Source organism: Mycobacterium paragordonae (genome assembly GCF_003614435.1).
Lineage (GTDB): Bacteria > Actinomycetota > Actinomycetes > Mycobacteriales > Mycobacteriaceae > Mycobacterium > Mycobacterium paragordonae.
Genome location: NZ_CP025546.1, coordinates 2,776,424 through 2,802,550, shown reverse-complemented (window position 1 = coordinate 2,802,550; position 26,127 = coordinate 2,776,424). Strand labels below are relative to the sequence as shown.

Annotated in this window: 23 protein-coding genes and 1 pseudogene; 11 read left to right on the top strand and 13 right to left on the bottom strand. The window is 65.0% G+C overall.

What is annotated here, in order from left to right; all coding sequences use genetic code 11:
- The first annotated feature begins 112 nt into the window (after window positions 1-112).
- The gene (rfbG, locus tag C0J29_RS13110; RefSeq protein ID WP_120792571.1) at window positions 113-1,129 is read left to right on the top strand and encodes a CDP-glucose 4,6-dehydratase; all 1,017 of its coding nucleotides are present in this window, start codon (window positions 113-115) and stop codon (window positions 1,127-1,129) included.
- Between the two features lie 294 nt (window positions 1,130-1,423).
- Here the strand turns inward: rfbG and C0J29_RS13105 are convergent, their stop codons facing one another.
- Window positions 1,424-2,236, bottom strand: a complete 813-nt coding sequence (locus C0J29_RS13105; RefSeq protein ID WP_120792570.1) for a TylF/MycF/NovP-related O-methyltransferase — start codon at window positions 2,234-2,236, stop codon at window positions 1,424-1,426.
- Between the two features lie 242 nt (window positions 2,237-2,478).
- On the opposite strand from C0J29_RS13105, the gene C0J29_RS13100 reads away from it, so the two are divergent.
- Complete coding sequence (locus C0J29_RS13100) at window positions 2,479-4,440, top strand: acyltransferase family protein (protein WP_162951448.1); 1,962 nt, start codon at window positions 2,479-2,481, stop codon at window positions 4,438-4,440.
- A gap of 67 nt (window positions 4,441-4,507) precedes the next feature.
- Here the strand turns inward: C0J29_RS13100 and C0J29_RS13095 are convergent, their stop codons facing one another.
- Window positions 4,508-4,870, bottom strand: coding sequence for a GtrA family protein (locus C0J29_RS13095; RefSeq protein WP_277950742.1), 363 nt, complete (start codon window positions 4,868-4,870; stop codon window positions 4,508-4,510).
- A 185-nt stretch (window positions 4,871-5,055) separates the two neighbouring features.
- Here C0J29_RS13095 and C0J29_RS13090 point away from each other — a divergent pair, with 185 nt between their 5' ends.
- The 3 genes from C0J29_RS13090 (at window position 5,056) to C0J29_RS13085 (ending at window position 8,699) form a co-directional block, all read left to right on the top strand.
- The gene (locus C0J29_RS13090) at window positions 5,056-6,291 is read left to right on the top strand and encodes an IS256 family transposase (protein ID WP_120791242.1); all 1,236 of its coding nucleotides are present in this window, start codon (window positions 5,056-5,058) and stop codon (window positions 6,289-6,291) included.
- A gap of 625 nt (window positions 6,292-6,916) precedes the next feature.
- Complete coding sequence (locus tag C0J29_RS32805) at window positions 6,917-8,488, top strand: hypothetical protein (protein ID WP_162951447.1); 1,572 nt, start codon at window positions 6,917-6,919, stop codon at window positions 8,486-8,488.
- Window positions 8,481-8,699, top strand: a complete 219-nt coding sequence (locus C0J29_RS13085) for a dodecin (RefSeq protein WP_120792567.1) — start codon at window positions 8,481-8,483, stop codon at window positions 8,697-8,699. The genes C0J29_RS32805 and C0J29_RS13085 overlap by 8 nt, the downstream gene beginning before the upstream one ends.
- Before the next feature lie 18 nt (window positions 8,700-8,717).
- Here the strand turns inward: C0J29_RS13085 and C0J29_RS13080 are convergent, their stop codons facing one another.
- The 5 genes from C0J29_RS13080 to mutA form a co-directional block, all read right to left on the bottom strand.
- On the bottom strand, window positions 8,718-9,794 hold the full coding sequence (locus tag C0J29_RS13080; protein ID WP_120792566.1) for an acyltransferase family protein: 1,077 nt from the start codon (window positions 9,792-9,794) through the stop codon (window positions 8,718-8,720).
- 182 nt (window positions 9,795-9,976) lie between these two features.
- Window positions 9,977-11,263 carry an esterase/beta-lactamase LipL gene (lipL, locus tag C0J29_RS13075; RefSeq protein WP_065046679.1) on the bottom strand — a complete coding sequence of 429 codons (1,287 nt, stop codon included), beginning with the start codon at window positions 11,261-11,263 and terminating at the stop codon, window positions 9,977-9,979.
- Between the two features lie 63 nt (window positions 11,264-11,326).
- A complete protein-coding gene (meaB, locus tag C0J29_RS13070; protein ID WP_120792565.1) occupies window positions 11,327-12,298 on the bottom strand; it encodes a methylmalonyl Co-A mutase-associated GTPase MeaB in 972 nt (323 codons plus the stop codon).
- A 93-nt stretch (window positions 12,299-12,391) separates the two neighbouring features.
- Window positions 12,392-14,644, bottom strand: a complete 2,253-nt coding sequence (gene scpA, locus C0J29_RS13065) for a methylmalonyl-CoA mutase (protein ID WP_120792564.1) — start codon at window positions 14,642-14,644, stop codon at window positions 12,392-12,394.
- Between the two features lie 2 nt (window positions 14,645-14,646).
- Entirely contained in the window at window positions 14,647-16,506 is a 1,860-nt protein-coding gene (mutA, locus tag C0J29_RS13060; protein ID WP_120792563.1) for a methylmalonyl-CoA mutase small subunit, read from the bottom strand.
- A 192-nt stretch (window positions 16,507-16,698) separates the two neighbouring features.
- Between mutA and C0J29_RS13055 the strand changes: the two genes are divergently transcribed.
- Window positions 16,699-17,469: a TVP38/TMEM64 family protein gene (locus C0J29_RS13055; RefSeq protein WP_120792562.1), complete on the top strand. Its 771-nt coding sequence runs from the start codon at window positions 16,699-16,701 to the stop codon at window positions 17,467-17,469.
- 31 nt (window positions 17,470-17,500) lie between these two features.
- Window positions 17,501-18,349, top strand: a complete 849-nt coding sequence (locus tag C0J29_RS13050; RefSeq protein ID WP_120792561.1) for a S1 family peptidase — start codon at window positions 17,501-17,503, stop codon at window positions 18,347-18,349.
- Window positions 18,350-18,447: 98 nt separating this feature from the next.
- On the opposite strand, the gene C0J29_RS13045 is transcribed toward C0J29_RS13050, so the two are convergent.
- Window positions 18,448-19,914: a sensor histidine kinase gene (locus C0J29_RS13045; protein WP_120792560.1), complete on the bottom strand. Its 1,467-nt coding sequence runs from the start codon at window positions 19,912-19,914 to the stop codon at window positions 18,448-18,450.
- Window positions 19,911-20,621 carry a response regulator transcription factor gene (locus C0J29_RS13040; protein WP_120792559.1) on the bottom strand — a complete coding sequence of 237 codons (711 nt, stop codon included), beginning with the start codon at window positions 20,619-20,621 and terminating at the stop codon, window positions 19,911-19,913. Before C0J29_RS13040 ends, C0J29_RS13045 begins: the two co-directional genes overlap by 4 nt.
- A 78-nt stretch (window positions 20,622-20,699) precedes the next feature.
- Here C0J29_RS13040 and C0J29_RS32800 point away from each other — a divergent pair, with 78 nt between their 5' ends.
- The 3 genes from C0J29_RS32800 to C0J29_RS13030 all read left to right on the top strand — a co-directional run bounded on the left by C0J29_RS32800 (window position 20,700) and on the right by C0J29_RS13030 (window position 22,206).
- Window positions 20,700-20,996: a hypothetical protein gene (locus C0J29_RS32800; protein WP_162951446.1), complete on the top strand. Its 297-nt coding sequence runs from the start codon at window positions 20,700-20,702 to the stop codon at window positions 20,994-20,996.
- A gap of 72 nt (window positions 20,997-21,068) precedes the next feature.
- On the top strand, window positions 21,069-21,584 hold the full coding sequence (locus tag C0J29_RS13035; protein WP_120792558.1) for a hypothetical protein: 516 nt from the start codon (window positions 21,069-21,071) through the stop codon (window positions 21,582-21,584).
- Window positions 21,585-21,732: 148 nt separating this feature from the next.
- The gene (locus C0J29_RS13030; protein WP_120792557.1) at window positions 21,733-22,206 is read left to right on the top strand and encodes a nitroreductase family deazaflavin-dependent oxidoreductase; all 474 of its coding nucleotides are present in this window, start codon (window positions 21,733-21,735) and stop codon (window positions 22,204-22,206) included.
- Here the strand turns inward: C0J29_RS13030 and C0J29_RS13025 are convergent.
- From C0J29_RS13025 to C0J29_RS13015, 3 genes are read right to left on the bottom strand one after another with little or no spacing between them, the layout of a single operon-like run.
- On the bottom strand, window positions 22,203-22,559 hold the full coding sequence (locus C0J29_RS13025; RefSeq protein WP_120792556.1) for a DoxX family protein: 357 nt from the start codon (window positions 22,557-22,559) through the stop codon (window positions 22,203-22,205). The genes C0J29_RS13030 and C0J29_RS13025 overlap by 4 nt on opposite strands.
- 9 nt (window positions 22,560-22,568) lie before the next feature.
- On the bottom strand, window positions 22,569-23,714 hold the full coding sequence (locus C0J29_RS13020; RefSeq protein ID WP_065046698.1) for an SPFH domain-containing protein: 1,146 nt from the start codon (window positions 23,712-23,714) through the stop codon (window positions 22,569-22,571).
- 23 nt (window positions 23,715-23,737) lie between these two features.
- Window positions 23,738-24,172 (bottom strand): NfeD family protein, encoded by a 435-nt coding sequence (locus C0J29_RS13015; protein WP_065046700.1) that lies wholly within the window; start codon window positions 24,170-24,172, stop codon window positions 23,738-23,740.
- Between the two features lie 57 nt (window positions 24,173-24,229).
- Between C0J29_RS13015 and C0J29_RS13010 the strand changes: the two genes are divergently transcribed.
- Complete coding sequence (locus C0J29_RS13010) at window positions 24,230-25,126, top strand: hypothetical protein (protein WP_065046793.1); 897 nt, start codon at window positions 24,230-24,232, stop codon at window positions 25,124-25,126.
- On the opposite strand, the pseudogene C0J29_RS13005 reads toward C0J29_RS13010, so the two are convergent.
- Window positions 25,101-26,124, bottom strand: a pseudogene (locus C0J29_RS13005) (ferrochelatase); the annotation flags it as partial. The gene C0J29_RS13010 and the pseudogene C0J29_RS13005 sit on opposite strands and share 26 nt — an antisense overlap.
- Window positions 26,125-26,127: the final 3 nt, after the last annotated feature.

Here is a 26,127-nt window from a genome sequence, read left to right as displayed (position 1 = left end):
ACGGCGCCGCTCAGGTGCCACAGCTGAGAAGTTCCAATCGCTCTCTCCCGGCGGGTTGATCGAAGGTCATGCATAAGATGTCAAATCACCGACAAGCGCCCGAGGAGATCTCGTGCACTACCTGATCACCGGGCATACCGGCTTCAAAGGGCCATGGTTGACATTGCTCCTGCTCAGCCGCGGACACAAAGTATCCGGGCTTGCCCTCGACCCGCCCGACGGCAGCCTCTTCGGTCGTATCGGGCTCAACGAGCTGCTAATTGATGACCACCGGGTAGACGTGCGTGACCCCAAAGCCACCACAGTGGCAATACAGGCGACGGCCCCTGACGTGGTGGTGCACATGGCTGCCCAATCGTTAGTCCGTGAGTCATACCGAGCGCCACGGTTCACCTTTGAGACCAACGCGATGGGCACCCTTAACGTGTTGGAGGCAGTCGCGGCCACCCCAGAGGTGCGCGCGCACCTTGTTGTCACCACCGATAAGGTCTACCGCAACGTCAATCAGGAAGCCGGTTACATCGAAACCGACCCGCTCGGCGGCGACGACCCCTACAGCGCATCCAAGGCGATGGCAGATCTGCTGACCCAATCTTGGATCCGTAGTTTCCCTGGCCGCCCCACGGCCATCGCCCGAGGGGGCAACGTGATCGGCGGTGGAGACGTCAGTCGTGAACGGCTGATGCCCGACTTGATACGCGCATACTCAAGCGGCCACCCACCGTTATTGCGGTTCCCCCGTGCTGTGCGCCCGTGGCAGCATGTGTTGGATTGCCTTAACGGCTACCTCACCATCACTGATGCCCTGCTGGCCGGCTCCGGCATGGGGCAGTGGAACATCGGGCCGGGCCGTGACAGCTTCGTCGAAGTCGGCCAGGTTGCGACATTGGCGGCCGACCTGTGGGGTGAAGGCGCCCAGTGGGACAAATCGCCCGGCGACCACCCCCACGAAGCAAACCTGTTGGCGCTCGATGCCACGAAGGCGCAGAGCGAGCTGGGCTGGCGCAACCGACTCGATTTCCGCGAATCCGTGAAGTGGACGATCGATTGGGCGCGGCGAGTCTACGAAGGCGCCGATCCGCTCACACTGACGCAAGATCAGATCGCTGCATTCGAAGTTCTGGGATAAAGGCGCCCGCAACGCTTAGGTATCGACCCGGCCGGTGGTGATTCGGCCAATGAGGGTCACGAATTGGCAAATCAGGTTTGTGGGAGAAATCCGAACAAAAGAGATTAAGCGCCCACGGAGAATGTTCAAGGCCCGCGGCGACGGGTGTGGGCGAGTAGGACTTGAGCTCAGGCCGCGACACTTTCGTAAGAGGTCGGGCAGGTGGCGACGCCGGCAGCTGAGTTAAGTGGGCCGCTGCCGCCCTTCAATGCTGGACGCCAGCAGACGTTTGCTGCCGCTTTTAGATAACCGACCTCACCCCTTCCGCCGCCACAGCACCCCAGACCCATCGATCTCCAGGATCTCCTCCGAAACGCCATGCCTTGCACGGTAATCCGCTACCGCCTGCCGACACGCGTCGATGCTGTGATAGTCGTCGATGATGCAGAACCCCCCGGGTGACAACCGCGGGTACAGCGCGTCGAGCGCCTGGATCGTCGACTCGTAGAGATCGCCGTCGAGCCGCAACACCGAGATGCAGTCGATCGGGGCGTCGTGCAGCGTTTCTTTGAACCAGCCGGGAAGAAAGCGCACGCGGTCATCGAGCAACCCGTAGCGGTCGAAGTTGGCCGCGACTTCGGCTTGCGATACGCCCAGATAGTCCTTGGCGAGGTCCAGGCGGATTCCTTCGTCGATCCGGTAGTTCGCCACGTCCGGACGGGGCACACCCTGGAACGAATCGGCGAGCCACACGCAACGTGTCTCGTCTCCATACGCTCGCAGCACCGCACGCATCAAAATGCTCGCCCCGCCACGCCACACCCCGCATTCGACCAGGTCGCCGGGGATATTGTCGGTCAGCACTGTCTCGACGCAGCGCTGCAGGCTGGTCAGCCGTCGCATCCCAACCATCGTCTCGGCATGCAGGGGCCAGTCCTGGCCAAGGTCACGCTTGCGGGGGTCGAAGGGCCGATTACGCACCAGCATGAGGTTGAAGACGCCAAGCACTCGGCGCATCGATCGTGACTTGACGGGCACCAACTCGTTTTCGCCGTATCGGGTCAGATTGCGGCGAATTAGGTCCAGATATGCAGAACGAACGTCCGCGCCGTCGCCACTCCAAAGCATTTACACTCACATTCCGTCTACCCCTCTGCGCATTCTAGACGCCGAGTTGATCTGACGAATAGCTTTCGGCCACCGCTTGAATGGAAGAGGTTATCGGTCGCTTCCTCGACGCACTTGTTCCAAATAATGCGCAGCCGCTTCTACGCAGACAGAGCCGAGAGGTCTCAGCACCGTGGTAACGTGCGCCCAGCGAGGGGGTGCGAATGCTTCCCGAACAACGTCCGGCAGCCACGGAACCAGCAGTGAGCGGAAGCCGACGACTCGACATCCAAGGGCTCCGCGCTGTCGCGGTCTTGCTCGCCATGGCGTTCCATGCCGGGCTGCCATTACCGGGCGGATTTGTCGGCGTGGACGTCTTTTTCGTGATTTCCGGCTTCGTGATCACCGGCATGATCCAGCGGGAACGATCCGCGACGAAAGGCTTTCGCTTCCGCAGCTTCTACCTTCGCCGTTGCAAGCGTCTTGCCCCCGCGTTGGCGCTAGTGATTGCCGTGACGATGGTGCTGACGACTTGCCTGCTTTCACCCTTCAACACCCAACAGATCGCAGCAAAGACCGGCGTCGGCGCGATGTTACTCGTGGCGAATCTCGTTATTGCGGTGAACACCGGTAACTATTTCGCCGCTCCTGCGGAATCCAATCCGTTGTTGCACACCTGGTCCCTGTCGGTGGAGGAACAATTTTATCTCGTCTTTCCCGCGCTGCTGTGCGTCGGGTGGATGATTTCCGCACGACTCAATCGCCGAATACCGTGGCCGGCGTTACTGATCTGCGCTGCCTCCTTGGCATCGTTCGGTCTCACGCAATCGGGTTCACCAGGTGCGTGGCACGCGGACGCCATGAAATTCTTCGGCCCGCTGCCTCGGGCGTGGGAGTTTGGCGCCGGTGCGCTGCTGGCGCTGGCGACTGTCCGTTGGCGGTTGCCACAACTCCGCGCTGCCCAAGCACTTTCCTGGTTGGGCGCAGGAATGCTTGTGGCGTCCGCGTTGCTGATCGACGAAACTGTGCCATTCCCCGGCTCGTGGACTCTGCTTCCTGTGGGAGCAACGGTTTTGCTGATCGCGGCGGGCACCAGTCACAGCACGGCAGTGAGCCGGGCCTTGTCCACGCCGTTCATGGTCACTCTCGGGGATTGGTCCTACTCGCTATATCTCTGGCATTGGCCCCTCAAGGTATTCGCCGTCCAGCTGTGGCCGGGATCCCGAGTGGTCGCCGTCACCGCAGTAGCGCTGTCGGTCATCCCGGCTGCCGCCTGTTACCGATGGATAGAGCAGCCGTTTCGGACGCTGCCGCAGATGACTCGTTTGCGTACCACCGCGCTGATCGCCGTGGTCACGTTGCCCAGCTTGCTCGTCGCCTCGCTGACTTTGGTGACCGCGAACCATTATTGGTTGCCTCGCTACAAGTCGGGCGCCATGGGCGTAGCCCACCGAGGCGATGTTGACTGGACGGATTATTTCCTCAATCTGAAGAAGACTTACTACCCATGCACTGACGTGCAGATTCGAGAACATGCACTCAGATGGCAGGGCATCACCCGGTGTCGGCAGTCCAAACCTGACTCCCGCATCGATGTCGTCCTTATCGGGGACAGCCATGCCGAACACCTTTTCGTCGGACTAGCTGAGGCAGCACCGAGTAAGAACATCGCTTATTACGTTGTGGCGGAAACTCCCGTTCGCTCGGACGAAGACACCAATCGCATCATCGACCACGTAGCGGCCGACCCGGCAATCGCAACGGTGGTCGTTTCGGTCAACTGGGCCTCACGCGGAGTGCCCCACGACGGGCTGATCGCGACGTTCAACGCGTTCACCGCAACAGGAAAAACCGTTTACACCACGGACGACGTTCCCACGTTTCCGTTCGACGCCGTCTCATGCGGATATCGAATCGCCCCGATATTGCCGGCGGCGCGGTGCAGCATGGACCGAAAGCGGTTCGAAGCCGAACTCGACAATTACTACCAAAACCTGCTAGACGTGGCGCACAGCGTGCCGAGTGTCCGGCTACTCGACACGGCTCGATACTTCTGCGATGCGTCCCTGTGCCGCATGAACAACGGCCAGGATCTCCTGTATCGCGACAAGGACCACCTGAACAATGTTGGCAGCAGGTTTCTGGCACGGCAGCTGCTCGCCGACTACGCCGATCTTCGAAGTGAATTAACTGCTCCACCCAATGTCTGGCGGAATGAGCACTGAGCCGCACCGGATTCCGGTCGCCGCATTGCCGACGTGCATCGTGTGAACTCAGGAAACCGAGAGCTCGTCAAGTCGGCAGTTCGCTAGGGAGAGTGGGGTCCCGCGCGAGTCTCTGAGTCGCGTGCTTGAAAAGCCACCGGTCAAGCATGACGAAGCGACCGATCCAAACCAAACCAAAGCCGAGGAGTTGCGCTGACAGAACCGCAGCGCCGCGCACCAGTGTCACTTGCCCGTCGACGTGCTTCTCCACGAAGTAGGTGAAGACTGTAGCCAGGGTCACGCCCGCCATGACGGCAAGCCAGAACACCACTGCCTGGCGATGCACCTGATCACGCGACGCGACACGCCACACCAGGCACCTGTTGGCCAGGAAGTTTGGCACCGTAGCGATCGAAGCTGCAAGGACTGAAGCGGTGACGTAGTCGTCGATCCATGCACCCAGCAGTTGAAGCAGCCCTTGACTGAAGGGCAGAAAGGCCAGGGTTGCGTCCAGCAGGGTGGTGTACGAGCCGGGCCTGATCGGGATGTCCGGCGTGTCGTAGCCGAATGAATGAAGGTCATCGCGTGATTCTTCGAGAGACCGTCCAAAGTCACTCGAGCAAAGGAATCGACGCGATGACCACTGCCCACGATATCGACCTGCCGGCCGTGTTGGCCGAACGACTCACTACCTGCCACCCCGACGTGCTGCGCGAGTTGTTGGCCACCTTCATCCATGCCCTGATGGGGGCTGAAGCCGATGCGGTGTGCGGTGCCGACTATGGCCAGCGCAGCAGCGAGCGTGTCAATCAGCGCAACGGCTATCGGCACCGCCAGTTCGATACCCGCGCCGGCACATTGGAGCTGGCGATTCCCAAGCTGCGCCAAGGCTCGTACTTCCCGGACTGGCTGCTCGAACGGCGCAAACGTGCTGAGCGGGCCCTGACCACGGTGGTGGCCACCTGCTACTTGTTGGGCGTCTCGACGCGGCGGATGGACAAACTCGTTGAAACTCTGGGCATCACCAGCTTGTCTAAGTCCCAAGTCAGCGTGATGGCCAAAGAACTTGACGCCGCGGTCGAGGCGTTTCGTACCCGGCCGTTGGATGCCGGCCCCTACACGTTCATGGCTGCTGATGCCCTGGTCCTCAAGGTGCGCGAGGGCGGGCGGGTGGTCAACGTGCATGCCCTGATCGCCGTCGCAGTGAACGCCGATGGGTATCGGGAGATCCTGGGCATCGACGTCACCACCGCCGAGGACGGCGCCGGGTGGTTGACATTCCTGCGGTCGCTGACCGCTCGCGGCCTATCCGGTGTCCGACTGGTCACCTCCGATGCCCACGCCGGGCTCGTCAATGCCATCGGCGCCACGCTGCCCGGTGCGGCATGGCAACGCTGCAGAACGCACTACACGACGAATCTGATGGCTGTCACACCGAAGGCGTCGTGGCCGTGGGTCAAGACCCTGCTGCATTCGGTATTCGATCAACCAGATGCCGAATCCGTTGCTGCACAATATGACCGCATCATCGACGCGTTGGAGGACAAGCTACCTAAAACGGCTGAACACTTAGAGGCAGCCCGAGCCGAACTACTAGCGTTCACCGCGTTCCCCAAACAGATCTGGCGCCAGATCTGGTCGAACAACCCCCAGGAGCGGCTCAACAAGGAGATCCGCCGGCGCACCGACGTCGTCGGCATCTTCCCTGACCGCAACGCCCTGATCCGCCTCGTCGGAGCCGTGCTGGCCGAACAACACGACGAATGGGCCGAATCCCGGCGCTACCTCGGCCTTGACGTCCTGAGCAAATCACGCACCGTCAACGACACCCCGACCGAACAGGAGGACACCCCCGCGGCACTGACCGCCTGAAACCATCAAGACGAAGAATCACACGACGACGTCGTACACCACGTCCCTGGACTTGACCAAGGCCAGCGACACACACGCATACCGGAACTTCCTCGTGGTCTGCCTACCAAACGAGGGCGCAAGCCGACCAATTGCCGAAGGGCCCATGCAGAACCAAACTACTGCGTGACCACCGACTTCGGGTCAATAATCCAAAAGATGGCTGGGTCAAACGCCAACCACACTCCAGCAAGAAAGATCACGCACTAGCGCCGCCGTTGTTTAGCAACCTGGCGACGCTGCGGGCAGCGAGGTGCTCTCACCCGCAACGGTTTTCGTATCCCGAAGAGTGGGCAGCAACGATAGGCGGTCCGGAAAGCATCTCATCCGACAATGCTGGCCGCTGTGGGCGCGCGGAGCATCGGAACCAGGCAGCTACGGCGATGCCCCCATAAGTCACGCTGCCATCGGCAGCCTTATCCTCCAAAGAGCGCAAGAAGCGAGGGGACACGTGCACATGCCCGCAGGTGATGATCCAATGCCGAATGACCCGGACGTCAACCCCCGCCCGATCCTAGCGGCAGGCGATTCGGCGAGAACTAACGCTGTCGAACAGAGTAACCCGCCAGAAAACGAGCCGCGACATTTGAGGAAGTCCTCGCTGCTGCTGGCTATAGCCTGCACCGTTTTTGGCGCCAAACTGATCTTCATCTCAGTCCTCGGTTCACCGATGCCCTTAATAGACCAATGGGATGCGGAGGCCGCGAACCTGTATGCCCCCTACCTGCACGGCTCCCTATCTTTCGGTGACCTGTTCGCCCCACACAATGAGCATCGACTATTCTTAACCCGCTTACTTACCCTGTTGCACCTGGAGTTGGCCGGCGAGTGGAATCCACGCTTGGAGATGATCCTTTCTGCGCTCGTGCATACAGCATTCATTGCATTAATTGCGGCTCTGTTGATGCCGCTTGTTGCGCCACGACGACGCATCCTGTTTGCATGCTTCACGGCGACCGTCTTCGCGCTACCGCTTGGTTATGAGAACATGCTTTTGGGATTCAATTTTCACTTCTACCTGACTTTATTATTTGGTGTCCTGAGTTTACATTTTTTTGCCTCGGCAACCGCTTTCTCACCGCGCTGGTTCGGTGGTTTGGCAACCGCTGTTCTCAGTTACTTAGCGTTTTCATCTGGCGTAGCAACCATCTTGGCAGCTGCAATACTCGCTGGCCTGCAACTAGCCAGGGGTGTTAGAAGTCGACGCGGTCTCGAATATGTCGGCCTCGGCGTCGTGGCCGCGACCGCCGTCGTGATGATTGCGTGGATAGCGTCGGCCAGTACTGGTTCGCAGACCACTGCCTGGTCCTTTATCCAGGGGTTTCTCCTGCTTGCCGGACCCACCGTGATCGGCGTGCTCCTTATCCAAGTACCGGTGATCTGGTATTGCCGGCATACGCTGACGATTGGCCCTCCTGCCAGTGACCGGTCCTGGCTGGCCGTCGGAATTGCCGGGTGGGTGGCGATCCAACTTGCGATAGTCGCGTACGGTCGCGGCACGGCCGTCGGCGGACGATATATAGACTTGCTACTGCCTGTTTACCCCGTGGCATTAATCGCAATCTTTACGCTAGCGCAAGTGGCGGTTAACTCTCGATTCAGGAATTACGCGACAAAAGGCGTCGCAGTATGGCTCTTTACCGTTGCCGCTTCGCTAATCGCTTTGGGATACTACGGATTCACTTTGCACGCCATCGATTGGAACAAATCAGCGCATCAGCAGATGGATAGCGTGAAAGCGTATCTGTCTACACACGACGCCAAATACCTTGATAGGAAAGCTGGGAGTGATCTGGTGGATATTTCGTACCCCAATCCCCCACGACTCGCGCATATTCTCGATAATCCCGATGTCAGAGAAATTCTGCCTCCTGAGATCCGGCCAGCCGATGCGGATAATGCGGATGCTCGCAAGCGCCTACTGCTGAAAGGGGCGGTCGCCGGCGCCACTGCCGTTGCGGTTCCCAACGTGCTCGCACTAGGACCCGGGGTACTTGCAGTAGGAATAGGCCTGTTCTTCGCGGTTGCCGCGCGAGGAATCGGGTACGCCGATAACCCGAAGAACGATGTTCCCGACGACACACTGTTGCCGCATCCTGCCGACGTAGCCGGAAGGACCCATACACCTGAGCCTGAATCGAAAGGATGCGATGAGTAACCACACCTACCGGGTCATTGAGATCGTTGGTATCTCACCCGACGGGATAGACGCAGCCATCCAAAGCGGTCTCACCCGAGCGAAGCAGACCATGCGCAACCTGGACTGGTTCGAGGTGGAGTCCGTTCGTGGTCACCTGGTAGACGGAGACGTGGCCCACTATCAGGTGACCATGAAAGTCGGCTTTCGATTGGAAGATTCGTCGTCCTAGCCACACCAGCCGACAGCGTTACCCAGCGGCGGCGGTTATCTTCAGATCGCCTTTGGCCCGATTCTTCGACCATCTGTGCAGCATGCGCGTTTTGAGCGTCATCGCCGGCTTTTCGATCAGAATCCAGCTCAATGCGGCCATTGGAAGGGTCAAGATCGTCGCGATCACCGCGAACACCAGTGGATTCAACGTGCCTGCTCCCGCAATGATCAGCAGTTGCTGGATCGGAAAAGCATAGATGTACACGCCATAGGACAGGTCCGTGGTGAGCTGGAAGCGCTCGTCGTAGATCAGCGAACCCGAAACGATCACGGCATAGGCGAGCGGGAAAGCTGCGACTAGCCGGTAATCCGGCAGCCATGACGCGGCAATGGCGATGATCACGCTAATTGCGACCAGCGACCATCGGGCGGGAATGACGTGCCGCCAATGGTGAATGAGCGCTCCTGCCAGGAACATCAGCGCCAGGCGTGCCGGTTCCCTTCCCCCCGACGACGCCGCCAGCACGGTCGACACCAGCAGCAACAACCATGCCAGCATCGCGAGGAACGGCAGAAGCCAGCGACGACCGAGTAGTCCCACTACACCGAAACACGCAACACCGATATAGCAGTACAACTCGTACCCCAGAGTCCACAGCGACCCGTTCCATCCGGGTGCTGGCAGCCCGTGCGGCGTTCCGCCGACGTCGAACTGCGCCATCGTCACCGCTGCGTTCCGTACGACGTACTGGATCGGGCCGCTGGACAGTAGGAGTTTGCTTGCTGAGCCGCCCTGCATCGCCACCCCGACAGGCGCGATCACGAACGCGGTAAGAATCAGGCACGCATAAAAACCAGGCAGGATGCGCAAGCCACGCGCCAGCGAGTAGTCACGAAGTTGTGGGTGGCGGAGCCAGCTCGCAGTGATCAGGAACCCCGAAATGGCGAAAAACCCGTCAACTCCCACCGATCCCAGGAATTGTTGAAAGGCCGCTGACGGTAGGTGGTGGCCGGACAGGGGAAACGAGTGCCAAACGATCACCGAGAGAGCCAGCCCTAAGCGCAGCGCGTTCAATGCGTTTTGCCGAGGGTTGAAGGCCTGCGCGAGCTTCATAAAGTCTATCTGCCGTCCGTCGTAAGAAGCCCCCAGCGCATAGTGCCGTATTCCGGCCGTTAGCTCATTGCCAAGTATCGAAATGAGCCGAAGATCACTAAATGCTGGTCGGTCCAACAGACGAAAAGACTTGGGTCAGCCAGTAAGGCGAGGTTGAATGCGCGAGGCGGCGTGACCTCAGCTCAGCCCGCGACCTGACCCGGCTCCGTGTATGGCGCGCCCAGCCCGTGCACCGGCCGGTACCCGCGCTTGCGGGCCTTGCCTGCGGCGTCCCGGATCATCTTGTAGAGCGCGACGAACGCGGCGTGGTCGGTCGCCACGAACGGTGTCAGCAACCGGTTGTGCACGACGGAGAAGGCCACCCCGGTTTCCGGGTCGTTCCATCCGACCGAGCCGCCCAACCCCACGTGACCGAATCCGGGCATGACGTTGCCGATCGGCAGGCTGTGGTAGCCCAGGTGGAAGGCCATCGGGACGAAGATGTTGCGGTCCCGCTGCACCACCTTCTCTCCGGTCAGCCCGGCTACCAGCCGCCGCGACAGGAATTGCGTGCCGTCGACCTCTCCGCCGTTGGCGATCGCCCCGTACATGCGCGCCAGCGCGCGGGCCGTGACGACCCCGTTGGCCGCGGGCATCTCCGCGTCCAGCATGGCCATGTTGCCCTGCACTGCAGCGATGACGCCCGGGAAGTACATCGAGCGGTACCCACCGGAGAATGAGTTGGCCACCCTTTGCACCGCACAGGTCACCAGCCGGTTGGCCGCGATGTCCTGCGGCATGATGATCTCCGCCGCGCGGGTCGGCGAGCCGGCGGGCGGGCGGCCCAGGTGGAAGCCGTCGGTGCCCAGCGGCTCGGCCAGTTCCTCCCGGAACAGGACGCGCATGTCCTTTCCGGTGACCGCGCGGGCCAGGCCGGACATCAACCACCCGAATGTCAGTGCGTGATAGGCCGGTTTGCCCAGCAGCCGTCCCGGAGAAGCCGCGGCCAGCCGCTCTTCCATCAGGACGTGGTCCAGCAACTCTTCCTGCGTGGCTCCGCGCAGCCCGGACAGTCCGGCGGTGTGCTTCATGACCTCGCGAACGGTCATGTCCGCCTTGCCGTTGGCGCCGAAGGAGTGCCAGTACTCGGCGACCGGTGCGTCGTAGTCGATCAGCCCGCGGTCGGCCAGGCGGTGAATCACCGTGGCGGCCATGCCTTTGGTGGCCGAGAAGACCATCGGCGCGGAGTCTGCCGACCACGGCACCTTGCCGTCGCGGTCGGCCCAGCCCTTCCACACGTCGACGACGGGCTGCCCGTCGAGATAGACCGCCAGCGCCCCGCCGCCGAAGCGGTGACCAGGGAACATGGTCGAGAATGCACGAACGACGCAACCAAAGTGGGAGTCCGCGGCACCGAACACACCATGCCCTGCGTCAGGGGCATCGTGAGAGGGAACAGCGCGGCGATCGACTCCGATGTCTACCGTCACGAGATTAAATTTACTTTGCTTTCGTAGAGTCCACGGGCAAACAAGGACAAATTTACCTTTCCGTTAGGTCGTTGCGATCTCAAGTATTTGCTGGGCGGCTAAGGCCGGCGTCAGCTCGCCGTCACGCACCTGACGTTCCACATCCCGGCGGATCTTGCGGACCTCGGGATTGGACATCACCCGGTCCAGCACCGTGTCGCGGACCATCTGCCAGGTCCAGTCGACCTGCTGCTCCCGTCGTCGTGCCTCGAACTGGCCGGCGTCGGTGAGCACTTGGCGGTGCTTCTGAATGGTCTCCCACAGCTCGGCCAGACCGGTGCCTTCGACTGCGCTCATCGTGAGAACCGGTGGCCGCCAAAGCGATTCGCGAGGATGGATCAACCGGATCGCACCGGCGAGTTCCCGGGCCGCCAGCCGCGCCTCCCGCAGATGCTCGCCGTCGGCCTTGTTCACCACCACGATGTCGGCGAGCTCCAGCACGCCTTTCTTGATGCCCTGCAACTGATCCCCGGCGCGCGCCAGGGTGAGCAGCACGAACGTGTCGACCATGTTCGCCACCGCCACCTCGGACTGTCCGACACCGACGGTTTCGATCAGTATCACGTCAAAACCCGCCGCCTCCAACAGGACAACGGTTTCCCGGGTGGCCTTTGCTACCCCGCCCAGGGTTCCGGACGTCGGAGACGGCCGGATGTAGGCGTCAGGGTGCGTCGACAGGCGCGCCATCCGGGTCTTGTCGCCGAGAATCGACCCCCCGGTGCGCGTCGACGACGGGTCGACGGCCAGCACCGCCACCTTGTGGCCCTGCTCGATCAGGTGCATGCCCAGGGCTTCGATGGTGGTGGACTTGCCCACTCCCGGCACCCCGGTGATGCCTACCCGGTGAGCGTTGCCGGCATCCGGGAGCAGGGCCAGCAGCAACCGCTGGGACCGCTCGCGATGGTCGGCGCGGGTGGACTCGAGCATGGTGATGGCGCGCGGCAGCGCCGCGCGGTCGCCGCTGCGGATCGCCTCGGCCAGTTCCTCGACGCTCATGCCCGGGCCCTGAGGGGTTGACTCTGCGCTCTTGGCGACATTGTCCGAGTGGCCTGCACCGTCAGCGCAGAGTGAACATCAAGCACGCGAACACTAATCCAGGTCATATCCCAGCCGGTCGGCCAGCTTCTGCAGCAAGCCGATCGCGGAGTCGGCGATAACCGTCCCCGGCGGATAGATTGCGGCGGCCCCGGCCTGGTACAGCTCGTCGAAGTCGCCCGGCGGGATGACCCCGCCGACCACGATCATGATGTCCGGGCGTCCCACCTCGGCCAATGCATCGCGCAACGCCGGCACCAGCGTGAGGTGACCCGCGGCCAGCGAGGACACTCCGACGACGTGCACGTCGTTGTCGGCGGCCTGCCGGGCGACTTCCTCCGGGGTGGAGAACAGCGAGCCGACGTCGACGTCGAACCCGATGTCGGCGAACGCCGTCGCGATCACCTTCTGGCCGCGGTCGTGTCCGTCCTGGCCCATCTTGGCGATCAGGATGCGGGGGCGGCGGCCGTCGGCCTCGGCAAATTTCTCGACGAGTTCGGTGGCTTTGGCAATGTTGGGGGCTGTTCCCACCTCGTCACGGTAGACGCCGGCGATGGTGCGGATCTCAGCCTGGTGACGTCCGTAGACCTTCTCCAGGGCGTCGGAGATCTCCCCCACCGTCGCCTTGGCGCGGGCCGCATTGATCGCCAACGCCATCAGGTTGTTGCCCAGCCCGTCCGTACCGGCGGGACCCTGCGCGGCGGCCGCGCGGCTCAGCTCGGCCAGCGCCGCCTCGACGGCCTGCGCGTCCCGGTCGGCTCGCAGCTGGTCGAGTTTGGCCAACTGCTCCGCACGCACCCGGCTGTTCTCGACCTTGAGCACCTCGATCTCTTGGTCCTCGACCACCTGGTACTTGTTGACCCCGATCACCGGCTGCTGGCCGGAGTCGATGCGGGCCTGGGTACGGGCGGCCGCCTCCTCGATGCGCAGTTTCGGGATACCTTCACTGATCGCCTGCGCCATGCCGCCGTGCTCGGCGACCTCCTCGATGTGCGCACGGGCCTTCTGCGCCAGTTGGTGAGTGAGCCACTCCACGTAGTACGAACCCGCCCACGGGTCGATCGGCCGAATAGTGCCGGATTCCTGCTGCAGTACCAACTGGGTGTTGCGGGCGATGCGGGCGGAGAAATCGGTCGGCAGCGCCAGCGCCTCGTCGAGTGCGTTGGTGTGCAACGACTGGGTGTGGCCCTGGGTCGCGGCCATCGCCTCGATGCAGGTGCGGGCGACGTTGTTGAACACATCCTGGGCGGTCAGCGACCAGCCCGAGGTCTGCGAATGAGTACGCAGCGACAGCGATTTGGAGCTCTTCGGCTCGAAGTTGGCCACCAGCTCGCTCCACAGCAGCCGGCCGGCGCGCAGCTTGGCGACCTCCATGAAGAAGTTCATCCCGATGCCCCAGAAGAAGGAGAGACGGGGCGCGAACTTGTCGATGTCCAGGCCGGCATCCAGGCCCGCCTTGATGTACTCGACACCGTCGGCCAGGGTGTAGGCCAGCTCCAAATCCGCTGTGGCACCGGCCTCTTGGATGTGGTATCCGGAGATCGAGATGGAGTTGAACTTCGGCATCTTGGCGCTGGTGTAGGCGAAGATGTCGGAGATGATCCGCATCGACGGCTTGGGCGGATAGATGTAGGTGTTGCGGACCATGAACTCTTTGAGGATGTCGTTCTGGATGGTGCCGGCCAACTTCTCCGGGGGCACCCCCTGCTCCTCGGCCGCCACCACGTACAGCGCCAGGATCGGCAGCACGGCACCGTTCATCGTCATCGACACCGACACCGAGGACAGGTCGATGCCGTCGAAGAGCTGTCGCATGTCGAGTATGGAATCGATTGCCACACCAGCCATTCCGACATCGCCCTGCACACGGGGATGGTCGGAGTCGTAGCCGCGGTGGGTGGCCAGGTCGAAGGCCACCGACAAACCTTTCTGGCCGGCAGCCAGATTGCGGCGGTAGAAGGCGTTGGATTCCGCGGCGGTGGAGAACCCCGCGTACTGCCGGATGGTCCAGGGTTGGTTGACGTACATCGTCGGGTACGGCCCGCGCAGGAACGGCACCTCGCCCGGGAATGTGTTGAGCGGATAGCCTTCTTCGCCGGCCGCGGTCCGGTCTTCGGCGATGTACACCGGCTTGACGTCGATACCCTCGGGTGTCTGCCACTGCAGCTGGTCCGGGGTGTACCAGTGCGCTTTCGCCGCGGCGGCGATGTGCTCTTCGACCGCGTCCTCGGTGGGCTTCGGTAGAGCCTTCTCGCTGTCGAGCGGGACGTCGGCGAAGCTTCCGATGGAAGGAACTGTGGCCGTCACTGCTATGCCCCCAACCTGGTGAGCAGATTCGAAAGCGCTTCGACTGCATTAATTTTGGCGGTCAGGTACTCGTCGGGCCGGTGTTCGGCGTCGCCGACCGCCTTCTCCGGGCCGGCCAGGTACACCCGTTCGACGCCGGCATCCCGCGCGGCCCGCACCACGCCGGACACCTCGTCGGGGTAGCGCTTGTCGGTGCCGCAGATGACCGCCGCCTTCGGTGATCCCGCCGCCAGGGCGGCCTGCGCGACGGAGGCGGCGTCGACGGTGCCGGGGTTGATCGCCTCAATCCCGCCGGACGCCAACAGATTTGCGGCGAAGGTGGTGCGGATGTTGTGTTCGGCCAGCGGGCCCAGCGGCAGCAGCAACACTTGCGGCCGCTTGTCATGCTCGGCGAGATAGGCGTCCGAGCGGTCCCGCAGTGCCTCGAACTCGGCCGCATAACGAAGCACGTGACCGGCCCTGCCGAGCGAATCACCTTGTGGCAGTGGAGCTTCGCCGAGGTTCGGGAATTCGTTGACGCCGGTGATCGCGATGCGGCGATGCGCGATGTCATCGGCGCGCCGCGCGGCCAGCGAACCGATCTCGTCGGTCAGAAAGTCGTGGGCGTCGATGAGCCCACCGTGCGACTCGATGGACTGGAAATGTTCCCAGGCCCGCTCGGACAGCTGCTTGGTGAGGTCCTCGACGAACCACGACCCGCCGGCCGGGTCCAGCACCCGTCCGACATGCGACTCTTCCAGCAGCAGCAGCTGGGTGTTGCGGGCGATGCGGCGCGCGAAGCTGGTGGCCGTGCCCGGCCAGCCGCCGGGGATGGACACGTCGAACGCGTAGACCAGCACGGTGTCGGCGCCGCCCACACCGGCGCCAAAGGCCGCCAGCGTGCAGCGCAGCATGTTCACCCAGGGGTCCCGCTGGGTCATCATGGGCAACGACGTCTCGGCGTGCACGACGGCCGCGCCGCCGTCGGGATCGCCGGCCACCTCGGCGACCCGCGCCCACAGCCGGCGCACGGCGCGCATCTTGGCCAACGTCATGAACTGGTCGTCGTCGGCGGCGAGCCGGAAGCTGATCTGGCGCAGCGCCTGTTGCACCGGCAGCCCGGCCTCGGTGAGCGCACGCAGGTAGGCCACCGCTGCGGCGACCGTCGCGCCCAGTTCCCAGGCGGCGGTGGCGCCCAGGTTGTGGAAGGCGGGTCCGTCGACGGTGACGGCGCGCACGCCCCGGCTGTCGGCGGCACGTTTCGCGACGGCGACGACGTCGTCCAGCGTCGGCGCATTGCGCTCACTCAGCGTCGCGGTCAGCGGGTCGGCACCCAGATCTACCGACACCAGTCCCCGCTGGTCGTCTTCCACCTGATCAACCAGCGCCAACATGGCGTCTGCGGCCGCGGCGTAGTCAGCTCCGGCGTCGATGATGACCGGAGCCATGCTCAGGTAAACGCCTTCGAGCAGCGCCGCCAGCTGGTCGGGCGCCACGCCGGACTCCCCCACCCGCAGCAGCAGCCCGCTGACGCCCTCGCCGAGCGCGGCCAGCAGCGCGCCGTTGGCCTCCCCTACGGACACCCCGGGCAACGGAAACGCCTCGGCGACCTTCCAGCCGGACTTGACGTCGCGCGACGGGTCACCCCCGCGCACGAACGGCCACTGTCCCGGCAGGGGCGGTTCGGGCAGCTCGTCGAATGCGGTGTACAGCGGCCGGATGACAAACCCGTCATAGGTCGGGGTGTCCAGGCGTTGCTCAGGGTGGTCGCCCAGCTCGGCGGGATCGATCCGGGCGCTCTTGGCCAATACACCGGCAACCGCACTGCGCCAGCGCCCGCGAACCTGTTCTAGGTCGGCGAGTTCGGGTACGTCAATGGACACCGATTTGCTCCTGTTTCCGCAGCAATAGGCAGTCTTGCTTCGGCTCACTTCCGGCTTGTCGCTTAGCTAACAAGGCTAATTGATCGGCACCAAAATCTAGGAATCGAGGTGCCACCGAGCGGAACCCCACCGCGACGAATCGCCAGCCCCGGGAAACTCGATATTCATTTTCGCCCCGTACCCTTGAAAGCCGTGACGACCGCCGCGATCAGCAAAACCACCGATACGGTGCGCGGCATCGCCATGGCTCTGGTCACGGCCGCGCGCCAGGCGTCGGTGCCGCGGCTGATCGCAACCGTGGTGGGAATCACAGTCCTGGTGGCGGTGGCGCTGCTCGTTCCGCTGCCCACGGCCATAGAAATGCGCGACTGGGCCCGATCCCTCGGGCCGTGGTTCCCGCTGGTGTTCTGGCTGGTGCACACCGTCGTCACCGTGCCGCCCTTTCCCCGCACCGCGTTTACGCTGGCAGCCGGCCTGCTGTTCGGACCGGTGATCGGCGTGATCATCGCGGTGACCGCCAGCACCGCCAGCGCGGTTCTGGCGACACTGCTGGTCCGCGCGACCGGCTGGCGGCTGAACCGCCTGGTGCGCAGTCGCACGATCGGCCGGCTCGATCAGCGATTGCGCGAGCGGGGTTGGCTGGCCATTCTGTCGCTACGGTTCATTCCTGTCGTGCCGTTCTCGGCGATCAACTACGCCGCCGGCGCCTCGGCCGTGCGGGTGATGCCCTACATGTGGTCAACGGTGGCCGGTCTGCTGCCCGGAACCGCGGCCGTGGTGATCCTTGGCAACGCGTTCGCCGGCGACGCCAACCCGTTGATGGTCCTGGTCTCGGTGTGCACTGGAGCGCTCGGGTTGTGCGGACTCGGTTACGAGATCCACAAGTACCGGCAGCACCACCGGCATCCGGCGGAGCCGGTGTCTGCCTCCGAGCCGGAGCACGAACCGGTGGTGACGCCCTGACGGCTGGGCTGGCCGCGCAGGGTCGTTTCTGATGTCACAGGCGCAGTTCCTGCGCACGCTCGCGCTGCTCGCCGGCGCGTTGGTGTCGCTGGTGGTGGCGTCCTGGCCCTTGCTGGCGCGCGGACAGTCTCGCGCCTACAGCTGGCGATTGTCGTTTGTCGCGCTGCTGAGCGCGGCAGCGTTTGTGGCCGCCATCTTCATGCCCGGAGTCAGGAAACCCACCGCGCAGCCCTTCGTCGACCTGCCGCCGTTACCCACGATCGGTCCCGGGACCGCCGTCGCTGTCACCTTCGCCGATGGCACCGGCGGAATGGCCTGTACCGCAGGGTTTCTGGTGCGCAGCACCAGCGGCGAAACCGGAGTGCTCACCGCCGGTCACTGCAACAAGCCGGGCGAAGCCAGCCGGGTGAGCATGAATGCCGGCGGCGGTCCGTACCAGAGCGTGGGGACGTTCACCCAGACCGTCAGCGAGGGTACCCGCGGCGAGGCCCACGACATGGGTCTGATCACGCTCGACTCCGACACCATCCCCCGGACCGCGTCCATCGCGGGGGCGATGCCGGTCGCCCGGGTGGCTGGTGAGGTGCAGGTCGGTGAGCAGCTGTGCAAGTTCGGGATGAAGACGGGCCGGGTCGAGTGCGGTCAGGTCACCGAAGTCACCGAGAGCAAGGTGGTTTTCCTGGCGGCCAGCCAGTGCGGCGACTCGGGCGGGCCCGTCTACCTCATTCAACCGGACGGCGCGGCGGCGGTGGGGATACACATCCGCGGCGGGCGGGCCAACGATCCGAATCCCGGATGTTCGCGTCCGGCAACGTTTTCCGTCGCCGAACTGGTGCGGCCGTGGCTGGATCAATGGGGCCTGACGGTGTTGACGGGCTGACGCGGCCCTCTTCCCTGACGGCGAAATTGCCATCACGGTTGTGTTTTTGGCCTGATGCACAGCCGTCACTGAAATCTCGGCGTGGACCCGGGCTGACGTCAGCCCAGCGGCAGACTCAACTGGAACTGCGCGCCGCCGTCGTGCGGCAGACACACCAGGTCGCCACCGTGCGCACGGGCCAGCGCGCGTGCAATCGGGAGTCCCAGCCCGGCCCCGCCGTGATCGCGGGCGCGCCCCGCATCCAGGCGCACCAGCCGCTCGAAGATGCGGTAACGCTCGTCGTCGGGGACGCCCGGGCCGGTGTCGGTGACGGTCACCTGCGCCGCCGCAGTGTCCGCGGTGACCTCGATGGTGATGGCGCCGTCGGCGGGGGTGTGCCGGCGGGCGTTGTCCAGCAGGTTGGACAGGATCTGTGCGACGCGGGTCGGGTCGGCCTGGACGGTCAGCGTTTCCAGGCCGGTCCGCTCGATGGACAGCTGTGGCGCCAGCATCGCGGCCCGCTGCGCCTCGGCGTCCGCGATGGCGGCCAGATCCGTGTCATGGACGTCCAACGGCAGGCCCGCGTCGATGCGGCTCAGGTCCAGCATGTCGGCGACGAGTCGTCCGGCCCGCCGGGCATCGGACTGCAGCAGGCTGGCCCGCCGGTATTGCGCACTGGCCGTCGCATCGCTTTCGTGGGCGGCGAGCTGCTCTGCGGCCGCTTGCATGCCCGCGATCGGGGTGCGCAGCTCGTGTGCCGCGTCGACCAGAAACTGACGGGTCGCGGCTTCGGCCCGCTGTGCGGTTTCGGCGGCCTGCTGCGCCCGTAGCTCCGAATCCTCGAGGGCGTCCAGCATCGCGTCGAAAGCGTCTGCGGCGCGGCCTAATTCGGTGTCGGCCCGGGACGGATGCAGCCGTCGGCCACGATCACCGGTGGCGATGTCCTTGGCCAGGGTGGTCAGCCGGTCCAGTGGCCTTAGCGCCGCCTTGCTGACGGCGATCAGCAGCAGCGCCGCTATGACCAGCGTCGCCAATCCGGCCCCGAACATCAGTTGCCGCAGCTGTCGGGTCACCTGGGTTGTCTGGGTGGTGTCCGCGACCAGGATCAGCCGGGCGCCGTCGGGCAACGGGTGCACCACCACCGTGGCCGTGCCGTCGGGCGGGGGCCCGGGCGGTGGTGGCGGAGGCATGAGTGGCGGGCCCGGATTCGGCCCCGTGGGAGGCATCGGCATCGGGCCGGGTGGAGGCGGTAGGCCCGGCGGCGGCATCACCGAACCGGCTTTGATGTCGGGGCTGATGCCCGGGTCGCCATACTTGGCGCCGTCGGCCAGCACCACCAGCGCCCGGACGCTGCCACCGTTGAGCTGCGCGGCCAGCAGATCGGGCGGCGTGTTGGCGGCGACCAGCGCGTCGGCCCGTGACGTGGCGGCGAGCAGGCGGTCGTGCAGATTCCGTCGGGCCTGCATCCCCAGGGTGACGTCGATGGTCACGCCGAGCACCGCCAGCAGAACGGCGAGCAGTGCCACCACCAGCAGCACCACCCGGCGCTGCAGGGACGGGGTGGCGGTAGTGGGGTCGTTGGTCATGATCGCCGCGGCTGTAGGCGGTATCCGATGCCGCGGACGGTCTGCAGAATCCGGGGCCCATGGGTTTCGAGCTTGCGCCGCAGGCTACTGACGTGTACCTGTACCAGGTTGGCGTCGTAGGCGTCGTAACCCCAGACCGCGTTCAGGATCTGGTTGGCACTGACGATCCGGCCGCGCTGCTCGACCAAAAACTCCAGCAACCGCAACTCGGTGGCGGTCAGGTCCAGCGGGTGTCCGTCGCGTGCCGCCACCCCGGCGTCGGCGTCGAGAATCACATCGCCGAACTGCACCACCTTGGGCAGTCGACCCCGTCGCCGCAGCACCGCGCCCACCCGTGACACCAACTCAGCAAGTTCGAAGGGTTTGACCACGTAGTCGTCGGCGCCGCCGTCGAGGCCACGCAACCGGTCCGGCAGCCCGTCGCGGGCGGTGATCAACACGATTCCGACGTCGCCGTACTCGCGGACCACGTCGATGAGTTCGAACCCGTCCCGGCCCGGCAGCATGACGTCTAGCACCACCAGATCGGGCCGCAGACCTGCCAGCGTCTCTTCCAATCCTGTTCCGTCACAACGGGTGTCGGTGTGATACCCGGCATCGGCCAATGCTTCGCCGACCATCTCGCGGATGGTTTCGGAATCCTCGACCACCAGCACGCGCGGAGTGCCGACGCTGAACTGGTCCGCCGCCGCCCGGCTGTCCGTCATGCCCCCATTCTTAGTCGTGACCTCGACATCCCCGCGAATTTCGGGCCGCATTTCCCGTTGACGGCGCACAATCCACCTATGACTTCGGACCCCACCAACACCACAGCACCCTCCCGGAGGTATTCCACCGGCGCGCTAGTAGGGGCCGGGATCGCCGGCGTCGCACTCGGCGCGGCAGCCGCGTTCACGGTGACCGGGCTGGTGTTCACGGTCCGCGTCGAACTACCCCCGCCGCCCTATCCGCAGTTCTCGTCTGCTGTGCCAACCCCGCCGCCGACCCCGCCAACGGCAGGGTCCAGCGTCGCCCCGACATCGGCGCCGGGCAGTCTGCTGCCCAGCCGGCCGCCACTGCCCGGACCACCCGGGCCGCCCTGATTTCTTCAGATCCACTTCAAGTTCGGCTTCTACCGTCGCGAGTACCAATCATCCAACGACGTGAGGAGTCGCATGACCTCCGACGACACTACGACGACTGACCCGTCAGCCGCCGTCCCCGCCGCGGCCGCGGCACCGGCCGCGCCCGTTGCACCGGTTGCGCCGGTAGTGGCAGAGAAGCGCCGCTTTTCCACCCGCGTGGTACTCGGCGCCGGGCTTCTCGGCGGGCTTTTCGGTGCCTTCTTCACCGCGGGTGCCGCGTTTCTGATCATGGCGTTCGGCTTCGGGCCTCCGCCGCCGCCGGGACCGGGCTTCGGTCCGGTCGGCTCGTCCCATTTCGGTTTCCCGCCACCGGGTGGGCCGGGCGGACCGGGCGGTGCCGGTGGTCCGATGGCCGGGCCAAAAGGCCCGTTGGGCATGGCTCCGCCGCTCGGGCCGGGCGGCCCCGGCATGCGGCCGCCCTTCCCCGGCGGCCCGCCGCCGATGATGGGACCGGGCGGCCCGGGTGGGCAACAGCCGCCCGGACCGGGTCAGGTGCCGGCACCCCCGTCGGCCAGCCCGAGCCCGTCCCCGGCTGCGCCGCGGTAAGCCCCTAGTCGCGCGCGAGGGTGCGCAGAATGCCACGTCCAACGGCGTGTCGCCGTACATCTGCGCACCCTCGCCACGGGGGCTGAGCCCCCGGCCTTCCCTTCCGCCGCGAGCGCGCGTGGCACCCTCGATAAGAGGGGAGGTACCAATGCCATCTCACGCGTTTGCCCGGACCGGGGCACGACTGTTGCGCTCCCGCCGCCTGGTTCGCGCACCGATCTGGATCTACCGGGCACGAGCCGGAGCGCTCTTCGGATCCCGGACACTGATGCTCGAGCACATCGGTCGCAAGTCAGGCCGGCCCCGCTACGTGGTGTTGGAAGTGGTCGACCATCCCGCACCCGGCAGCTACGTCGTCCCGTCCGGATTCGGCCGAAAAGCCCAGTGGTTCCGCAACATTGAGGCGAATCCTCGGGTACGGGTCTACGTCGGCAGCCACGCGCCGGCACCGGCTGCCGCGCGGATCCTCAGCCAGCAGGAGGTCGACCGGGTGTTGACGGCTTACCGGGACCGCCACCCGCGAGCGTGGGAGAAGTTCAGGCACGTGCTCGAGGAAACGCTCGGCGCGCCCATCACCGACGCCGGCGCACCTTTGCCGATGGTCGAGCTGCGGCTGGACTAATTGTCCTGGGGCCCCTTTGCGGTCATCGCCGCGAACAATGCGAGGAACACCACCGCCGGGAGCGCATTGCTCACCTTGTCCCGCACCCGCACGTGAGCACCGACGGCCAGCACGAAATAGACGGTGAGCATCGCCGTGGTCAGCCTGGCCAGGCCCGGGAACCGGGTGACCGACGCCAGCCCCACCGCGGCAGCGGCTTTGACCACCGGTAGGACGGGTCGGACGTTCTCCGGAACTTCGACGGTGTCCAGCACCTTCTTGATCGGGGGCACCTGGACGGCGCACGCTACCGCGTCGACGGCATGAAAAGTTGCCAGCGCCGCATAGGTTTTCGGGGAAGTCAGAGTGCTCATCCAGCAATCCTATTGACGCAGCTCCGGGGGCGCCCCCAGCGGGCGGTCCACCGGCTTGTTGGCTATCGCCTCCGCCTTCGCCACCGCCTGCGCGACCGTCGGGTCGGTTTCGGTGGAGAACCAGTCCGCGACCTCGGCGTCGTCGGCGTCGGCGGCATGTCTGGGCTGCTCGTCAACCGGGGACGGCTCGAACCGGAACACCCCGTCCTCACCGGGCTTGCCGAGCAGGCGGGTGAAGCCCTGCAGCGCCGCGTTGAAATCACTGGGCACCACCCACACCTTGTTGGCGTCCCCGCGTGCCATCTCCGGCAGCGTCTGCAGGTACTGGTAGGCCAACATCTCGGGCGTGGGCCGGCCGGCTTTGATCGCGGCGAACGTCTTCTCGATGGCCTTGGCCTGACCCTGGGCCCGCAGATACGCTGCGGCCCGCTCGCCCTGAGCGCGCAGCACCCTGGACTGGCGATCGGCTTCAGCGGACAGGATCGCCGCCTGCTTGGCGCCCTCAGCGGCCAGGATCTGGGACGCTTTCTGCCCCTCCGCCTGCATGATCGCCGCCTGTCGGGTGCCCTCGGCCGTGAGGATCATGGCGCGCTTTTCCCGGTCGGCCTTCATCTGCTTCTCCATGGAAGCCTGGATCGACGGCGGCGGGTCGATGCTGCGCAACTCCACCCGCGCCACCCGCAGACCCCACCGGCCGGTCGCCTCGTCGAGCACGCCGCGCAGCTGCGCGTTGATCTGGTCGCGGGAAGTCAGGGTCTGCTCGAGGGTCATGCCGCCGACCACGTTGCGCAGCGTCGTGGTGGTCAACTGCTCGACACCGACGATGTAGTTGCTGATCTCGTAGACCGCCGCCTGCGGCACGGTGACCTGGAAGTAGACGACGGTGTCGATGTTGAGGGTCAGGTTGTCTTCGGTGATGACCGGCTGCGGCGGGAAGGACACAACGCGCTCACGCAGGTCCACCCGGGCGCGGACGCGGTCGATGAACGGCACCAGCAGGGTCAGCTGACCGCTGACAGTGCGGCTGTAACGACCCAGTCGTTCGATGACCGCGGCCTCGGCCTGCGGAATCAACGCGACCGACTTGGCCACCACGATGATCGCGAAGATCACCAAGACGGCCAGCAAAACCAAACCAGCTACCGCACCTTCCACCGGGATTCCCTTTCTCGAAAGCCCTACATACTTTGAAACACCACCGCGGTGGCCCCGTCGATCTTGACGACGGTCACCGACTGACCGGGTTCGTAGACGTCACCCTCGTTGAGCGGGCGCGCCGTCCATATCTGACCGTCCAGCTTCACTTGGCCTTCGTCGCGAGCCACTCGGTCCAGCACTATCGCGCTCTTGCCCTCGAGAGCCTTGATGCCGATGGCCGGAGCCTTTGCGGGCAGCAGCCGCCGCCGCAAGGTGGGGCGCACCACCGAAAGCAGCAGCACGGACACAATGAGAAATACCAGTCCGTCGGCCCACACCGGCCAGTCGGTCAACCAGCTGGCACCCGCTGCGGCCAGCGCGCCGCCGCCCAGCATCAGCAGGAACATGTCTCCGGTGAGCGCCTCGGCGCCGGCGAGCAGCAGTGCTGCGATCAACCAGATCAGCGCGGCGGGCATGGGCACAGAATACGCGTGATCCACCTCCATGGCGGCGAACTACTACACTGCGAGATCATGTGGTGCCCGAGTGTTTCGCTGTCCATGTGGGCCAACGCCTGGCTCGCCGGCAAGGCCGCGCCCGACGACGTCCTGGACGCGTTATCACTTTGGGCGCCAAGGCAATCGGTAGCCGCGTATGATGCGGTCGCCGCGGGCCACACCGGTCTGCCGTGGCCCGATGTGAACGACGCCGGTACGGTTTGTCTGCTGCAGACGCTGCGTGGCGCGGTTGGCCGCTCGACGGCCTCCCTGCGCGGCACCATCAACGTAGTCCTGCCGGTACCCGGCGACGTGCGTGGACTGTTTGCCGGGACACAGTTCGCGACCGATGCGCTGGCCGCCGGTGAAGCCGTGATCATCAGCCATCCGACCGACCCGAGCACCGCAATCGGCCTGGTACCGGATTTCACGTATAGCGACATCGAGGACAGCGACGAGTCCGGTGAGCCCGAATTATGTGCGCTCACATGGATGGTGTATTCACTGCCCGGCCCTCCGGCCTTCGACTACCACGATCTCGGCGGCGCCGAATACGAGCTGCGGTCCGCGGTGCGGTCGGCCGCCGACGCCCTGAGCGTGATGGGACTGGGATCATCCAGCGGCGTGGACAATCCGCGCGGCCTGGTCGAGCAGTTACTGGAATCGCAACGCCAGCACCGGGTTCCCGACCATGCGCCGACCCGTGCGCTACGCGTGCTGGAGAACGCGGCACATGTCGACGCGATCATCGCCGTCAGCGCCGGACTCAGCCGGCTGCCCGACCGCATGACCGCCGCACCGGAACTGGTTGGCACCCAATCGTCGTCAGAAGGTCAGATCGCGACGGATGCGTTGCGGCCGCTGACCGCCGTGGTGCGGTCGGCCCGCATGGCGGCCGTCGACGCAATCCTGCATTCGGCCTGGACGGACTAGCCGGCCGCGCAATGCGGTGGACGGCACGGAGCCCCGTCGACGCTGCCCAGGCACCCCGGTACCGGACCGGGCCCGGCCATCCGCGCCGGCTCACGACCGTCGCGGAGTTCGTCGATCAAATCGATTGCCAGCCGGGCGAATCGAGGGTCGGCGTTGGGTGTGCCGGCGCGGGCGAGCGCGATGCCCAGTTCGTCAGCCTGCAGCCGCAACTCATGGTCCAGATCCCAGACCACCTCGATGTGGTCGGCGACAAAGCCGATGGGACAGACGATGACGGCTTCGGTGCCGGCGCCGGCCAGAGCCGAAAGATGATCGCCGACATCGGGCTCCAGCCAGGGCACCTGCGGCGGGCCCGAGCGTGACTGCCACACCAGATCGTGTTCGGCGTAGCCGGCGGCGGTAGCGACAAGCCTTGCGGCATAGGCGACTTGGCGGCTGTAGAGATTCGGCCCACAGCGCTGATCGGCGCCGATGGGTATCGAATGGGCGGTGAAGACCAGGCGCGCGTCCGGCGGCACCGTCGTGGCGGCCGCGGTGACCGCCTCGGCGAACATCTCGATGAAGAGCGGGTGATCGAAATAGGTGCGCAGCTTGACCAGCTCCGGCGCCCCGGAACCTGCCGCCGCCCGGGCCCGGGCGATGTCCTCAACGTACTGAGTGCAGCTGGAATAGCCGCTCCACGCCGATGTGGTGAAGGTGGCTGCGCGACGGATACCGTTGTCGCGCATGGCCGCAACGGTGTCCTCAACGAACGGCGCCCAGTTCCGGTTGCCGAAGTACACCGGCAGTTCCTGCTGCTGCTGCAACTCGGCTATCAGCGCGCGGTTGATCCCGTTGATCGGTGACACACCGCCGAAATGCAGGTAGTGCTCGGCGACGTCATCGAGCCGTTCCGGCGGCACGTTCCTGCCGCGAGTGACGTTCTCCAGGAACGGCCGGACCTGTTCAGGCCCTTCCGGCCCGCCGAACGACAGCAGCAGGACCGCATCGAATTCCATTGT